We start from the raw sequence: 14,754 nt of genomic DNA, 5'->3' as shown, positions 1-14,754 counted from the left end.
CGGCGCCCCGTTGCCTTGACATAATCGCAGGATGACAAAGGGAGGATCCCAACCATGAAGACTTTTGCATCTGCCGCAGTTGTTTCCCTCGCCCTTGCCGCACCGGCCCTTGCCGACACGGCCACGACCTACACCTTCGATGGCAGCTTTGATGACGCCAGCTTTGCACTGGAAAACGCGATCATCGAACGGGGGCTGGTTATCGACTGGGTCAGCCACACCGGCGACATGCTGGCCCGCACCGGCGAAGACGTCGGGTCGGACGTCGTTCTGTACGACAACGCCGATGTGTATCAATTCTGTTCGGCCCAGTTGTCGCGTGAAGTCATGGAGGCGGATTTCATGAACATCATGCACTGCCCCTATTCGATCTTCGTGTTCGAACGGGATGGGGCCGTAACCATGGGCTTCCGCGACATGCCCGAAGGTGACATGCAGACCATCCAGACCCTGCTGGACGGTATCGTTCAGGACGCAGTGGGGAACTAAAGACTGATGGACTACCAGAATTTTTTCCGGTCGGCGCTGACCCGGCTGAAGGATGAAGGCAACTACCGCGTCTTCGCCGATCTTGAACGGGAACGCGGGGCCTTTCCGAAGGCGGTCAACCACAAGGACGGGGCGGTCCGGCCGGTGACGATCTGGTGTTCCAACGACTACCTTGGCATGGGGCAGCACCCGGCAGTGCTGTCCGCCATGCATGAGGCGCTGGATACCGTGGGCGCGGGCGCTGGCGGTACCCGGAATATTTCCGGAACCACCCATCACCACGTGCTTCTGGAACGGGAACTGGCCGATCTCCACGGCAAGGAAGCGGCGCTGCTGTTCACCTCGGGCTATGTGTCGAACTGGGCGACGCTGGGCACGCTGGGGGCAAAAATCCCGGGTCTGGTGATCCTGTCGGATGCGCTGAACCATGCCTCGATGATCGAAGGCATCCGCCATTCCAAGGCGCAGCGGATCATCTGGAAACACAATGACCTGGACGACCTTGAACGGCACCTTGCCAGCCTGCCCGCCGAGCAGCCCAAGATGATCGCCTTTGAATCCGTCTATTCGATGGATGGCGACATTGCCCCGATCCGCGAGATTTGCGATCTGGCCGACAAATACAACGCCATGACCTATCTGGACGAGGTGCACGCCGTTGGCATGTATGGCCCGCGCGGCGGCGGTATCGCCGAACGCGAAGGGCTGATGGACCGCGTCACGATCATCGAAGGCACGCTGGGCAAGGCATTTGGCGTGGTCGGCGGCTATATCGCGGCCTCTGCCGACCTTTGTGATTTCATCCGCTCCTTCGCTAGCGGGTTCATCTTTACCACCGCGCTGCCGCCCGCCGTGGCCGCCGGGGCCTGTGCCTCGATCCGGCATCTGAAGGACAGCCGCACGGAACGCGAGACCCAGCAGGACCGCGTGACCCATTTGCGCGCCCGACTGGACGAGATCGGCATCCCGCATATCCCGAACCCCAGCCACATCATCCCGGTGATGGTTGGCGATCCGGTGAAGTGCAAATACCTGTCGGATGTGCTGATGGACCGCTTTGGCATCTACATCCAGCCGATCAACTACCCGACCGTGCCCAAGGGAACCGAGCGGCTGCGGATCACCCCGTCGCCGGTGCACACGCAGGCCGATATCGATCATCTGGTTGGCGCCCTGTGCGAACTATGGACCCAGTGCCAGCTGGCGCGGATGCCGATGGCGGCGCAGTAGCGCGGGATTACATATTCAGGAAGGTCCGCACCGCGGCTTCGAATTCGCGCGGTTTTTCGGCGTGGAGCCAATGACCCGCATCGGGCAGCTTGGCAAAGCGGGCGTTGGGGAACAATTCCTTGATCCGGTCCCGGTATTCCCGCCGCACGTAGTCCGAATTTGCCCCTGACAGGAACAGGGTATCGCCTTCGAATGGCGGCAGGTCGATGTCGGGAAACCCGACGATCTTGGCCATCTCGGCCTCAAGCACGTCAAGGTTCAGGCGCCAGCGCCCTTCCTTCAGATCCAGAGATTGCAGAAAGAATTCGGCCAGTCCCGGTTCCAGCCCTTCCAGCTGGCCAAGGGCATCGGCACGGCTGCCGACGCGGGACAGGTCCACGGCGCGCATGGCGTCGATGTTGTGCGTCTGGGTATGCTGATAGGGGACCGGCGCAATATCGGCCACCACCAGCTTGCCCACCTTTTCCGGGTGGGTCAGGGCCAGCAGCATCGCCGCCTTGCCGCCCATCGAATGCCCCAAAACGTCCCAGCGACCGTCGATCACATGCGCAAGGTCGTCGCCCAACTCGGGGTAGGAATGGGTCGCCATCCGGGGGCTTTGCCCGTGGTTGCGCATATCAACCGCCACGACCTCGCGTTCATCGGACAGCCGTTTTGAGATCACACCCCAATTCCGGGCCGATCCAAACAGCCCGTGGGCGATCAGCAGGGTAGGTTTTTCGGTCGGGGCGCCATGCCGGATCGTGTTCAACATGGCACAACGATTAGCGGCCTTGGGCCGGGGATGCCAGCGGGATTGAGCGGGAGGGCCGACTCATGGTTATGGCTGGCCCATGGACCCGAATGCGCTTGACCCGGTAGTGGATGAAATCCGCGGCCTCTTGGCCGAACGGTTGCGCGTGCGCGGCAAGACGCTCGAAGTGCAGCTGCGCAAGGCCCGGCGGCTTCTGCCGCGCGCGGTCCGGCGTGAAGCGACCTTTCTTGAACAGTCCAGCCAGTTGATCGGGAACCCGAAACTGGCGCGGATGGTGGACATGGACCATGTGGCGCGGGCGCGGCGCGTGGTTGTCGATCACCTGCGCCAGATCGACCCGTCCCAACGGCGGCGCGATGCCCTGCTGAACTGGGCAGCCTTCGTCGGACTGGTGGTTCTCGTGGCCGGGGGCGGGGTCATCTGGGCGCTCTGGGCCCGCGGGCTGGTCTAGGGACGGCACACACATCAAAGCGGGGATTGCCCCGCGCCTTGCGGGCCAGAGGCCGCACAAAGGCCAAATGGCCCCTCGCGTGCCCTTTCGGATGTGGGACATGATTTTCGCGGCGTCGAATGCTACGTCAAACGCGGCGCAGGCCTGCTCGTGGCGATCGACTTGGACAAGACCGACATGCTGCAAGAGTCCGTTGCGGAGTGCATCAATATCTTCGACGGTCTGGATCTGGCCAAATCGCGAGGTCATGGCCGGGATCGAACGGTTGATTCAGGATGTGGACGTCACCATTCAGTCCGATCGGCCGACTCTTGACCGCTACACGAAACGAGGGTTGGTTGGGTCAGAACGACACCTGACCTTCGACCATCACCAATGCAAAATGGGCTGGGCCTGATCTTTCGGCAGGGCGGACTAGTCGCGCCCGGCGCCACATGAAATGGAAACCGACGCATGATGTAAACCCCGAACATCCTGTTGGTCATTGCCGACCAGATGACGCCCTTCATGCTGGAGGCCTGCGGCTATCCCATCGCGCGGACCCGGAACTTGGCGGCCTTGGCCGCGCGTGGTGTCCAGTTCACGAACGCCTATACGCCCAGCCCGATCTGCGTGCCCGCCCGGTCCTGCCTGATGACCGGCCTCTATACGTCGACCACCGGCTGCTATGACAATGGCGACCCCTATCACAGCTTCATCCCGACTTTCGCCCACTACCTGACCAACGCGGGCTATGAGACGATCCTGTCCGGCAAAATGCATTTCGTCGGAGCCGATCAGTTGCACGGGTTCAAGCGGCGTCTGAACACCGACATCTACCCTTCGGGCTTTATCTGGTCCTACCCCTTGCTCGATCCCAACGACCCCGAGGCGATGGCCTTTGATTTTGCGCCGCAATATCAGGCCCGGAACATCGGCCCCGGTTGGAGCCTTGAGCTACAGTATGACGAGGAGACGCATTTCCGCGCGCTGGAATACCTCCGCCATGCGCCGGATGGGCCGTTCATGCTGACGGTCAGCTACACCAACCCGCACCCGCCCTACATTGTGCCGCGCAAGTATTGGGAGATGTACAAAGACGCCGATCTGCCGCTGCCGCAGTATCCCGATGACATGGATGAAAATTATTCCGAATTCGATCGGGCCTTCATCCGCTGGTACGGACTCGACCGCAAAAGCATCCGCAACTCCGAAGACCTGATCGCCATGCGTCGGGGGTTCGCGGCGCTTACCCACTATGTCGATGACAAGCTGGGCGAGCTGCTGGAGGTTCTCGATGAACAGGGGCTGCGGGACAATACGGTCGTGATCTTCACCTCTGATCACGGCGAGATGCTGGGTGAAAAGGGACTGATTCAGAAACGCAGCCTTTACGAATGGTCGGCGCGTATCCCGTTGATCATCGACATCCCCGGCAATGCCCCGGCCAGCATCGACACGCCCGTGTCCCTATTGGACCTGCCCGCCACACTCGTCGACATGGCGGGTCAAACGCTGGCGCGCCCGATGGAGGGTCGCTCGCTCTTGCCTGCCCTGCGGGGTGCGCCGCTACCCGACGTTCCGGTCATTTCCGAATACCACGGCGAAGGCATCATGCGGCCCAGTTTCATGGTCCGTCAGGGCGCCTGGAAAATGATCTACTGCCACGGGTCCGCGCCACAATTGTTCAATCTCGAAACCGATCCCGGTGAATGGGACAACCGGGCCGGGGACCCATCGGTTGCCGAGATCGAGGCGGCGCTACTGTCGGTCATTACCGACGGTTTCGACCTTGAGGCCATCGGGCGCGATGTCTGGGACCGACTGGCGCAGAAACAGGTCGTCAATGCTGCGATGGCGGCAAACGGAACGGCGTGGGACTACGTGGTCGATCAGGACGCCGCCCGGCAATACGTCCGGAAATAAAAGGGGGCGCCCGACCGGCGGCGCCACGCAGGCCGACCGGCTGACACGAATAGCCACGTCCAACGAATGTAGGGCCAAAAGGGTTGTCTGAGGGCGGCCCTCCCTTTTTCAACGCGATCCAAGGTATTTGAACGTTTGAGGCGCCGCAAACCTCGAACGGTCTACCGCAGTTGGGTCGTCCGTGCCTGGGGGTCGGCATCAAAAGATTGACTCATTTGCGGCGACTCGGCTATGGCACCGATGTCATGACACCGATGTCATCGGTTCTGGCAGGGGGAGGGCACTGGACATGGCGACCATCTATGATGTTGCGAAGGCCGCGGGCGTTTCGCCGAAAACGGTCAGCCGCGTCCTGAATGGCGACGCGCCCGTGAAGAAGGAAACGCTGGATCGGGTGCAGCAGGCCATCAGCCAGCTTGGCTATGTCCCCAGTTCTGCCGCGCGCACCATGCGGTCCAATAAATCCGGGCTCATCGGCTTGATCACCGGCGCCATCTCGATGAATGCCAACGTGGTCGACACCAGTGGCCTGCCGGACCTTTTCATCGTTCAGGGCATTCAGAAAGCGATTGAACCCAGCGGCAAGACCCTTCTGATCGCCGACACCGGCGGCAAGACAGAGCGCGTGCCCGATCTGATCCGCACCTTCGAAGAACACCGGGTCGAAGGCATCATCTATGTGGCGGATCATCACCAACAGGTCAGCCTGCCGCGCATCGGCTCTGATATCAAACTGGTTCTCGCGAATTGCTACGACGACCGCGGCACCCCGTCGGTTCTTCCGCACGACAGGCAGGGCCAATATGCGCTTGTCCGGTCGTTGATCGCCAAGGGGCACCGGCGGATCGCCTATCTGTCGCTCAGTCCCAATATGGACGCCACCCGCGAACGCACCGCGGGCTACCGTGACGCGCTGACCGAGGCGGGGATTGGCTTTGATCCGGAACTCGTGGTGACCGCGGAAATCGAATCTCCGGATCGAGAAACGGCCGTGCAGCTTCTTTGGGACGCCATCGACCGTGTCCTGACCCTGTCCGAACCGCCGACGGTGATTTGTTTCGGCAATGACCGCATGGCAATGCGGGCCTATGGCATCCTGCGGTCACGCGGGTTGGACCTGCCGGGGGATATCAGCGTTGCGGGCTATGACAATTACCGGCTGATCACCGAAACGCTCTACCCGACGCTGACCTCGGCCGAGCTGCCCTACGCGGCGATTGGCATTCGCGCCACCCAGCTTCTGCTGAAGCTTCTGGATGGCGAGGCGGCGCCGGCGAAACCAATCCTGGTCAGTGGCCCGGTCACCCCCGGGGGATCTGTCAGGGAACTACCAAAACCCATCACCAAGCTTTCAACAGTCGGGAGGAAATCGACATGAAATCGACACTGAAACTAACGACCGCTCTGGTCTTCGGCGCCTGCCTCAGCAGCGCCGCGGCGGCCCAGACCGAACTGACCATGTGGTATCACGGGGCAGGGAACGAGGTCGAAAGCAACATCATCAATCAGATCGTTTCCGACTTTAACGCCAGCCAGTCCGACTGGGTCGTGTCGCTGGAATCCTTCCCGCAGGGCGCATACAACGACTCCGTCGTTGCCGCCGCACTTGCCGGGAACCTGCCCGATATCCTCGACGTCGATGGCCCCGTCATGCCCAACTGGGCCTGGGCCGGCTACATGCAGCCGCTGCCGATCGACGAAAGCGTCATCGAAAACTTCCTGCCCGGCCCGAAGGGCTATTGGGATGGGGAACTGTACTCCATCGGCCTTTGGGACGCGGCAGTTGCGCTGGTGACCCGTCAGTCGACGCTCGACGCGCTTGGCCTGCGGACCCCGACGCTGGAAGAGCCGTGGAACCTCGAAGAATTCATGGCCGCGCTTGATGCCGCCAAGGCTTCGGGCGATTTTGACTACCCGCTTGATCTGGGCATGGCTTGGACCGGCGAATGGTATCCCTATGCCTTCTCGCCCTTCCTTCAGTCCTTCGGTGGCGACATCGTAGACCGGTCGACCTATCAGACCGCCGAAGGCGCGCTGAATGGTGATGCGGCCATGGCCTTTGGCGAGTGGTGGCAGGGTCTGTTTGCGAACGGCTATGCGCCGGGCACCAGCCAGGACCCCGCCGACCGTGACAGCGGTTTCATCGACGGCAAGTATGCCTTCTCGTGGAACGGCAACTGGGCTGCTCTGGGTGCGCTCAATGCGCATGACGACACGCTCTTCCTGCCGGCGCCGAACTTTGGCAACGGGTCGACCATCGGTGCCGCCAGCTGGCAGTTCGGGGTTTCCGCCACGTCCGAGCATCCCGATGGGGCAGCCGCCTTCATCCAGTTCGCGCTTCAGGACCAGTATCTGGCTGACTTCTCCAACGGCATCGGCCTGATCCCGGCCACCGCAAGCGCGGCCCAGATGACCGAGAACTACGCAGACGGCGGCCCGATGGCAGTCTTCTTCGGGCTGACTGAAGCTCAGGCGCTGGTTCGCCCCGTGACCCCCGGCTACGTCGTTCAGGCGAAAGTTTTCGAGAAGGCTCTGGCCGACATCGCGAATGGCGCCGACGTTGCTGACACACTGGATGCGGCGGTTGATGAGATCAACGCTGATATTGCGGCGAACAACGGCTACGGCCACTAGTCCCGCCTACCTCCCGCCGGGGGCGCGCATCGTCGCGCCTCCGGCACTTCCCCCGCGAAAAGGTCACGAACGATGGCATCGAAACTCACGACATCAAACCGGTCCGGGTGGTTGTTTGCGTTTCCCGGTTTCGGCCTCATCACGTTGTTTATCGTGGTGCCATTCTTCTTTGCCTTTTGGCTGTCGCTGACCAATCAACGCCTGATTTCACCCAACCCGACGGAATTCGTCGGCCTGTCCAATTACGAGCGCCTGCTGAGCATCGGGGTCATCGATATTGACCCCGAACAGGATGACAACGGCAATCTCCTTCGGGATGACAATGGCGATCTGGTCTATCCGCGCGTCCGCACCTTCACCCGCAACAACCCAAATTTTGCAGGCTACGAAGGGATGCGCGAGTGGTTCCGCTGGTATTCCGGCGATACCGCCAAGGTGGTCGTCGCAACGGACGTTGTCTTTTGGAAATCGCTGACCAACACGCTGATGTTCGTCCTGATCGTCGCACCGGTGCAGGGTGGGCTGGCGCTCTGCCTTGCCCTGCTGATCAACCAAAGACTGCGCGGCATCAACATCTACCGGGCGATCTATTTCATGCCGGTGGTGGTCTCGATCGTCGTTGTCTCGCTTCTGTGGCGCTTCATCTATGACGGCAACGACGGGCTGTTGAACAACATCCTCTCCGCCCTCAGCTTTGGAATGTTCGAAGGGCGGGATTGGCTTGGCAATCCAAACACGGCACTTGGGTCCATCATCGGCATGTCGATCTGGCAGGCGGTCGGATTTCACATGGTGATCTGGCTGGCCGGGCTTCAGACCATTTCGCCGACACTCTACGAAGCAGCGTCGATCGAAGGGGCCAGCAAGTGGCAAACCTTCCGCTATGTGACCTGGCCCGGCCTGCGCAATACCGCCATTCTTGTGCTGATCGTGATCACGATGCAGGCCTTCGCCCTCTTTGCCCAGATCGACGTGATGACCAACGGCGGGCCGCTGGACAGCACCACGACGCTTGTCTTCCAGGCGGTCGAGCGCGGCTATGGCAAGCAGGATATCTCGGGTGGGGCGACCATCAGTGTGGTCCTCTTCCTGATGGTCCTGACCATCAGCATGATCCAACGCTACCTAACGCGGGAGAAATAGACATGGCTGCCATTGATCCCTCTAACCACGGCCTGCGGCTGGCGACCCGCTATGCAGTGCTGACGCTGATCGCAATTATCTTCATCTTCCCGCTGGTCTTCATGGTGATGTCCAGCTTTAAGCCGGACCTGCAATTGCTACGGGATACGGGCAGCTTCCGGGCGTTCCTGCCGGTGGGCGACCTGAGCATGAACAACTATACTGCGGCCTTTGATCGCGCGCCCGTCGCGACCTTTGTCTTCAACTCGGTTTTGGTGACGGGGCTGACGGTCCTGTTGTGCCTGTTCTTCTGCTCGCTCGCCGCGTTTTCGTTTGTCTTTCTGAATTGGACAGGCCGCAACATTGCCCTGTCGATCATCATCGCCACGTTGATCGTTCCGTTCGAAACCATCGCGATTCCGCTGCTTCTGCTTGTCTCGAAACTGCCGTGGATCGGCGGGGAGGGGCTGGAATGGGGGTGGCTCAATTCCTATCGGGTGCAGATCATTCCGTGGATTGCGGATGGCCTGACGATCTTCCTTTTCGTGCAGTATTTCAAAGATCTGCCGCGCGAGCTGATCGAGGCATCCCGGGTCGAGGGGGCAAGCTGGTGGCAGATCTATGTCAAGGTCGTCATGCCCCTGTCCGGCCCGGTGCTGGCCACGGCTGCGATCCTCAAGTTCCTGGTCATGTATAACCAATACCTCTGGCCCCTGATCGTGGTGCAAGAGGAAAGCTACCGCCCCGTCATGGTCGGCTTGCAATACTTCTTCCAACTCAACATCGCCTGGGGCGAGGTCATGGCCTATCTGACCCTGATCACCGTGCCCGTACTGGCCTTCTATCTGGTGCTTCAAAAGGCATTCATTGCCTCGATCGCATCCACCGGCGTCAAAGGATAAACCATGGTTATCGCAATCAAAGACAAGTTCATCTGGGACAGCTGGTATGTCCATGACGGAGACCTGTGGCACGGGTACTTCCTTCAGGCCCCGCGCAGCATCGGCGATCCCGACCTTCGGCATTGGAACGTGACTTATGGGCACGCGACCAGCCGTGATCTGACCAACTGGACCCATCTGGGCACCACCTTTGCGCCCACCGAAGGGCCTGCCTGGGACGACCTGACAACCTGGACCGGATCCGTGGTGCGCGGCGATGACGACCTCTGGCATCTTTACTATACCGGCACGTCCAAAGCCGAAAACGGGCTTTACCAACGGATTGGCCATGCAACCTCGACCGACCTGCACAACTGGTCGCGGATTGGCGATGGGAAGATCCTCGACCTAGATGGTCCGAACGCGGTCCATTATGAGGTCAGCATGGATGCCTCGGTCTGGCACGACCGGGCGATGCGCGATCCGTGGGTCATGCGTGATCCCGATGGCGATGGGTGGCTGATGTATTTCACGGCCCGGTCGCGCGGCATTGCAGAGCCGAACGCCGGTGGCTGCATCGGCTTCGCCACCTCGCCCGACGGCTATGACTGGACCCTGCAACCGCCGGTCTTCACCGGTGGCTACGGCCAACTCGAAGTGCCGCAGGTGTTTGAATATGGCGGGCAGTGGTATTGCCTGTTCTGCACCGCCGCCGAGCATTTTTCGATCGAGCAGGCGGCAAAGACCGCCGGCGGGCCGGTGACGGGCAACCACTATCTGATCGCCGACAATCCACGCGGTCCGTGGCGCATTGGGCCTGACTTCCTCGACGGGGCGCTTCCCTGCCGCCGCTACGCCGCGCGGATCGTTCGCGATGGCGACCGGCTTCTGATCCTTGGCTTCGCCGACCGACCGGATGGCGGTGATTTCGTCGGCCATGTCATGGACCCGGAAGAAGTGATCGTCGGGCAGGACGGCCACCTGAATATCCCGTCGCAACAGCAAGCAGCGGAGTAGAACATGGCCAATGTCAAATTGCGCAATGTGCGCAAATCCTATGGACCCGTCGAAGTCATCAAGGGCGTCGATATCGACGTTGAGGATGGTGAATTCGTGGTGTTCGTCGGCCCGTCCGGCTGCGGCAAATCCACCCTGTTGCGGATGATCGCAGGGCTAGAGGATATCACCTCGGGCACGCTTGAAATCGACGGGCAGGTCGTGAACGATCTCGAACCCTCCAAGCGCGGGATCGCCATGGTCTTTCAAAGCTATGCCATCTTTCCGCATATGACCGTGCGCGAAAACGTGGCCTTCGGATTGACCATCAACAAGGCCAGCAAGGCCGAGAAGGAACGGAAGGTCGCAGAGGCCGCGCGCATCCTTCAGATGGAACATCTTCTGGACCGTCGCCCGTCGGAATTGTCGGGGGGCCAGCGCCAGCGCGTCGCAATCGGCCGCGCCATCGTGCGCGACCCCAAGGTCTTTCTTTTCGACGAACCGCTGTCCAACCTTGATGCCGCCCTGCGCATGGACATGCGGATGGAGATCGGCAAGCTGCATCAATCGCTGGCCAGCTCGATGATTTATGTGACCCACGATCAGGTCGAGGCGATGACGCTGGCCGACAAGATCGTGGTTCTGAAGGACGGGCAGGTCATGCAGATCGGCGCGCCGATGGAACTATACCATGAACCCGCCAACCTCTTTGTTGCGGGCTTCCTCGGGGCACCGTCGATGAACTTTCTCCGCGTGACGGTTGATGCGATCGACGACCATGGCGTCACCGTCTCCAACGCGGCGCTTGATCCCGTGACCGTGGCCCACAAGGGGCGCAGGTTCACGCTGGGTCAGACTGCGACCCTGGGCGTGCGTCCGCAGTATCTTGCCCCGGCGGGCGCGGATGGGATGCTTCACGGCAGGGTCATCCTGACCGAACGTCTGGGAAGCGAGACCGTGGTCAACGTGACATTGAAAGACGGAACTCAACTGATCGCGGCGCTGTCCGAAGATGCCATCCTCAACGAAGGGACCGAAGCCAATTTCCGCTTTGACCCGGCGCAGGCACATATCTTCCCCGAGGTGGATTGACGGGGCCAAAGGCTCTGGTTCATCCCAATCCGTTATGGACGGTTCGTAGGGCGGCGTTGGCTGCCCTACCGGGATTTGCCGGGGGCCGGACCACGACCGTCACGGTAACGAACGCCACATACAAAAGCAGATACCAGCTTCCCATTTTTGACAGGCTGGCAAAGGCCTGTGCCGCCGTCCCCGCATAGACCCATGTGCCGGTCAGCGTGCCGATGTTTTCTGCAACCCAAAGAAAAAAGCTCGACAAAAGCGCCGCTAGTGGCATTGGCATGTGATAGCGCCCGCCGACAGTAAACCCGATCCATGTGTGCCCGAAGATCACCACTGTTCCCGCGATCAGCAGCCAGCGGATGTCGGGCAGGTAGTGGTGGCTGAAGAAATTCACATAGATCAGCGCCGCGAGCAGGTAGGTGACCCAGCGGCGCGGGTAGGGCGCAAAACTCATATCAAAAATGCGGATGACGCGGGCAATGAAGCTGCCCACGCTCGCATACATGAACCCTGAAAACAGCGGCACGCCCAGAACCTTGAACAGGGCCGGTTCGGGATAGCCCCAACTGCCCGCGCCCACCTTGAACCACTCCATCGCGGTGCCAGTCAGGTGGAACAGCAGGATCACCTTCGCCTCGGTCAGGGTTTCCAGCCGAAACAACAGAAACAGGGCCTGCACAAGAAGCGCGAACAGAAACAGCGCGTCATAGCGGTGGATCGGCAGCGCGTCGAAATCCACCGTCTTCGACAGGATGATCGCGCCCAGCATCAGCCCGCCGAACAGCGCGGCCCAACCCATCTTCAGGCCGAACATAACGAATTCGGCCAGCCATCCCGGCAGGGCGTGGCGCACGGCAGAGCCTAGCGAGCGTTCGATCTGGCGTGTCTGTTTCATGAGCCGGAAAAGATCACGGGCCGCCCCTGTTTGCCAGAGGCGGCCCGCCAAAATTTGCCTGCGTCAGCCGATCAGAGGTTCGGGTAGAGCGGGAAGGTCTCGCACAGCGCTTCGACCTCGGCTTTCACCTTGGCTTCGATGTCGGCGTTGCCTTCTTCGCCATTGGCGGCCAGCCCGTCGACCACCTCAACGATCCAGTCGGCGATCTGCCGGAACTCGGCCTCGGTAAAGCCGCGGGTGGTGCCCGCCGGGGTGCCCAGACGAATGCCCGAGGTCACGGTCGGCTTTTCCGGGTCAAAGGGGATGCCGTTCTTGTTGGTGGTGATGTTGGCCCGGCCAAGTGCCTTTTCGGTGGCGTTGCCCTTCACGCCCTTGGGGCGCAGGTCAACAAGCATGACGTGGCTGTCGGTGCCGCCGGTAACGATGTCCAGACCGCCCTTCATCAGCTGGTCGGCCAGCGCCTTGGCGTTCTTGACCACCTGCTCTTGATACAGCTTGAACTCGGGGCGCAGCGCCTCGCCAAAGGCGACGGCCTTGGCCGCGATCACATGCATCAGCGGGCCGCCCTGAATGCCCGGGAAAATGGCCGAGTTGACCTTCTTGGCGATATCTTCGTCATTGGTGAAGATCGCGCCGCCGCGCGGGCCGCGCAGGGTCTTGTGGGTTGTGGTGGTGGCCACATGGGCGTGCGGGAAGGGCGAGGGGTAAAGGCCCGCGGCGACCAGACCGGCAAAGTGGGCCATGTCGACCATCAGGTAGGCACCGACGCTGTCGGCAATCTCGCGCATACGGGCAAAGTCGATGATGCGCGGAATGGCGGAGCCACCGGCGATGATCATCTTCGGCTGGTGTTCGGTGGCCAGCGCGGCGATCTGATCATAGTCGATCTGACTGTCCTGCTGGCGCACACCGTATTGCACGGCGTTGAACCATTTGCCCGACTGGTTCGGCTTGGCGCCGTGGGTCAGGTGGCCGCCCGCGTCCAGCGACATGCCCAGAATGGTGTCGCCCGGCGTCAGCAGCGCCTGAAACACACCCTGGTTCGCCTGCGAGCCCGAGTTCGGCTGAACGTTCGCAAAGGCGCAGTCGAACAGTTGGCAGGACCGTTCGATGGCCAGGTTTTCGGCCACGTCGACAAATTCACACCCGCCATAGTAGCGACGGCCCGGATAGCCTTCGGCGTATTTGTTGGTCATGACAGAGCCCTGGGCTTCCATCACGGCGGCGGAGACGATGTTTTCACTGGCGATCAGTTCGATCTCGTGGCGCTGACGGCCCAGTTCGCCGGTGATTGCGCCGAACAGTTCGGGGTCACGGGAAGACAGGCTTTCGGTGAAAAAGCCCGAGTCGCGGGTGGTGGCGTTCATCGCTGGTGTCCTTGTCCCAGGGTGGAGGTTGGCGGATCAATAGGGGTAAGTTTCCTATAGGAAAACCCTCAATGCGACGTCTTTTCCGGGTTTGCCGCCATTTGCCGCATCTCTTAGGCGACTTGCGTTTCCTTTCCGCAAAGGCCAACACTTTTGGAAACCTACAAGGACTACAGATGGCCGCCAAACCGAGAGTATCATTCGTCACCAGCGACAGCCCGCCCGCACAAGAGGCGTTCGAGGCGCTGGTCGCGCGTTATGGCAACCATCCGCTGGACACGGCAGAGGTCATCGTGGCGCTGGGGGGCGACGGCTTCATGCTGCAAACCCTGCACGCCACGCAGGACAACCCCGCCCCGGTCTATGGGATGAACCGGGGCACGGTCGGCTTTCTGATGAATGAATACCACGAAGACGACCTGTTCTTTCGGCTAGCCGCGGCAGAGGAGGAGATCATCAACCCGTTGTCGATGGTCGCAACCTGCCGCGACGGATCGGTGCATCGGGCGCTGGCGATCAACGAGGTGTCCCTGCTGCGGGCCGGTCCGCAGGCCGCGAAACTTCGGATCACCATCGACGGGCGGCTGCGCCTGTCTGAACTGGTGTGCGACGGCGCGCTGGTTGCGACGCCCGCAGGGTCGACCGCCTATAACTATTCGGCCCACGGTCCGATCCTGCCGATCGGGTCGGATGTGCTGGCCCTGACAGCGATGGCGGCCTTCCGGCCCCGGCGCTGGCGCGGGGCGCTGCTGCCGAAATCGGCAGAGGTCCAGTTCGACGTGATCGACCCCGACAAACGGCCCGTCATGGCAGATGCCGACAGCCGGTCGGTCAAGGATGTTGTAAAGGTGGAAATCCGCTCCGAGCCCAGCATCCAGCACCGTCTCCTGTTCGATCCCGGCCACGGGCTGGAGGAAAGGCTGATCTCGGAGCAGTTCGTTTGACGG

14 protein-coding genes are annotated in these 14,754 nt (G+C 61.4%); 11 read left to right on the top strand and 3 right to left on the bottom strand.

All coding sequences use genetic code 11. The features are described from left to right. Window positions 1-54 precede the first annotated feature (54 nt). Both U3648_RS10030 and hemA read left to right on the top strand, forming a co-directional pair. The gene (locus U3648_RS10030) at window positions 55-489 is read left to right on the top strand and encodes a DUF302 domain-containing protein (RefSeq protein ID WP_420859095.1); all 435 of its coding nucleotides are present in this window, start codon (window positions 55-57) and stop codon (window positions 487-489) included. Between the two features lie 6 nt (window positions 490-495). Beyond that, window positions 496-1,719 (top strand): 5-aminolevulinate synthase, encoded by a 1,224-nt coding sequence (gene hemA / locus U3648_RS10025; protein WP_420859094.1) that lies wholly within the window; start codon window positions 496-498, stop codon window positions 1,717-1,719. Between the two features lie 7 nt (window positions 1,720-1,726). Here hemA and U3648_RS10020 read toward each other — a convergent pair whose 3' ends face one another. Next, window positions 1,727-2,473, bottom strand: coding sequence for an alpha/beta fold hydrolase (locus U3648_RS10020; protein ID WP_420859093.1), 747 nt, complete (start codon window positions 2,471-2,473; stop codon window positions 1,727-1,729). A gap of 79 nt (window positions 2,474-2,552) precedes the next feature. Between U3648_RS10020 and U3648_RS10015 the strand changes: the two genes are divergently transcribed. The 8 genes from U3648_RS10015 to U3648_RS09980 all read left to right on the top strand — a co-directional run bounded on the left by U3648_RS10015 (window position 2,553) and on the right by U3648_RS09980 (window position 11,554). Next, window positions 2,553-2,924, top strand: a complete 372-nt coding sequence (locus U3648_RS10015; protein ID WP_420859092.1) for a hypothetical protein — start codon at window positions 2,553-2,555, stop codon at window positions 2,922-2,924. Between the two features lie 477 nt (window positions 2,925-3,401). Beyond that, window positions 3,402-4,829, top strand: a complete 1,428-nt coding sequence (locus U3648_RS10010) for a sulfatase-like hydrolase/transferase (protein ID WP_420859091.1) — start codon at window positions 3,402-3,404, stop codon at window positions 4,827-4,829. 289 nt (window positions 4,830-5,118) lie between these two features. After that, complete coding sequence (locus U3648_RS10005; RefSeq protein WP_420859090.1) at window positions 5,119-6,207, top strand: LacI family DNA-binding transcriptional regulator; 1,089 nt, start codon at window positions 5,119-5,121, stop codon at window positions 6,205-6,207. Further along, window positions 6,204-7,463: a sugar ABC transporter substrate-binding protein gene (locus tag U3648_RS10000; protein ID WP_420859089.1), complete on the top strand. Its 1,260-nt coding sequence runs from the start codon at window positions 6,204-6,206 to the stop codon at window positions 7,461-7,463. The genes U3648_RS10005 and U3648_RS10000 overlap by 4 nt, the downstream gene beginning before the upstream one ends. 72 nt (window positions 7,464-7,535) lie before the next feature. After that, window positions 7,536-8,606 (top strand): carbohydrate ABC transporter permease, encoded by a 1,071-nt coding sequence (locus U3648_RS09995; RefSeq protein WP_420859088.1) that lies wholly within the window; start codon window positions 7,536-7,538, stop codon window positions 8,604-8,606. Window positions 8,607-8,608: 2 nt separating this feature from the next. Then, the gene (locus U3648_RS09990; RefSeq protein ID WP_420859087.1) at window positions 8,609-9,487 is read left to right on the top strand and encodes a carbohydrate ABC transporter permease; all 879 of its coding nucleotides are present in this window, start codon (window positions 8,609-8,611) and stop codon (window positions 9,485-9,487) included. A gap of 3 nt (window positions 9,488-9,490) precedes the next feature. Then, the gene (locus U3648_RS09985) at window positions 9,491-10,483 is read left to right on the top strand and encodes a glycoside hydrolase family protein (RefSeq protein WP_420859086.1); all 993 of its coding nucleotides are present in this window, start codon (window positions 9,491-9,493) and stop codon (window positions 10,481-10,483) included. Between the two features lie 3 nt (window positions 10,484-10,486). Then, window positions 10,487-11,554: an ABC transporter ATP-binding protein gene (locus tag U3648_RS09980; protein WP_420859085.1), complete on the top strand. Its 1,068-nt coding sequence runs from the start codon at window positions 10,487-10,489 to the stop codon at window positions 11,552-11,554. A 19-nt stretch (window positions 11,555-11,573) separates the two neighbouring features. On the opposite strand, the gene U3648_RS09975 is transcribed toward U3648_RS09980, so the two are convergent. After that, window positions 11,574-12,440, bottom strand: a complete 867-nt coding sequence (locus tag U3648_RS09975; protein ID WP_420859084.1) for a DUF817 domain-containing protein — start codon at window positions 12,438-12,440, stop codon at window positions 11,574-11,576. A 71-nt stretch (window positions 12,441-12,511) separates the two neighbouring features. Next, window positions 12,512-13,807 carry a serine hydroxymethyltransferase gene (gene glyA, locus U3648_RS09970; RefSeq protein WP_420859083.1) on the bottom strand — a complete coding sequence of 432 codons (1,296 nt, stop codon included), beginning with the start codon at window positions 13,805-13,807 and terminating at the stop codon, window positions 12,512-12,514. A gap of 176 nt (window positions 13,808-13,983) precedes the next feature. Here glyA and U3648_RS09965 point away from each other — a divergent pair, with 176 nt between their 5' ends. After that, a complete protein-coding gene (locus U3648_RS09965; RefSeq protein WP_420859082.1) occupies window positions 13,984-14,751 on the top strand; it encodes an NAD kinase in 768 nt (255 codons plus the stop codon). Window positions 14,752-14,754 lie beyond the last annotated feature (3 nt).

It is taken from the genome of Marivivens marinus (assembly GCF_035969385.1).
In the GTDB taxonomy this organism is placed as follows: domain Bacteria; phylum Pseudomonadota; class Alphaproteobacteria; order Rhodobacterales; family Rhodobacteraceae; genus SELP01.
The sequence above is the reverse complement of the archived record's forward strand: the minus strand, read 5'-3'. Positions and strand labels throughout refer to the sequence as shown.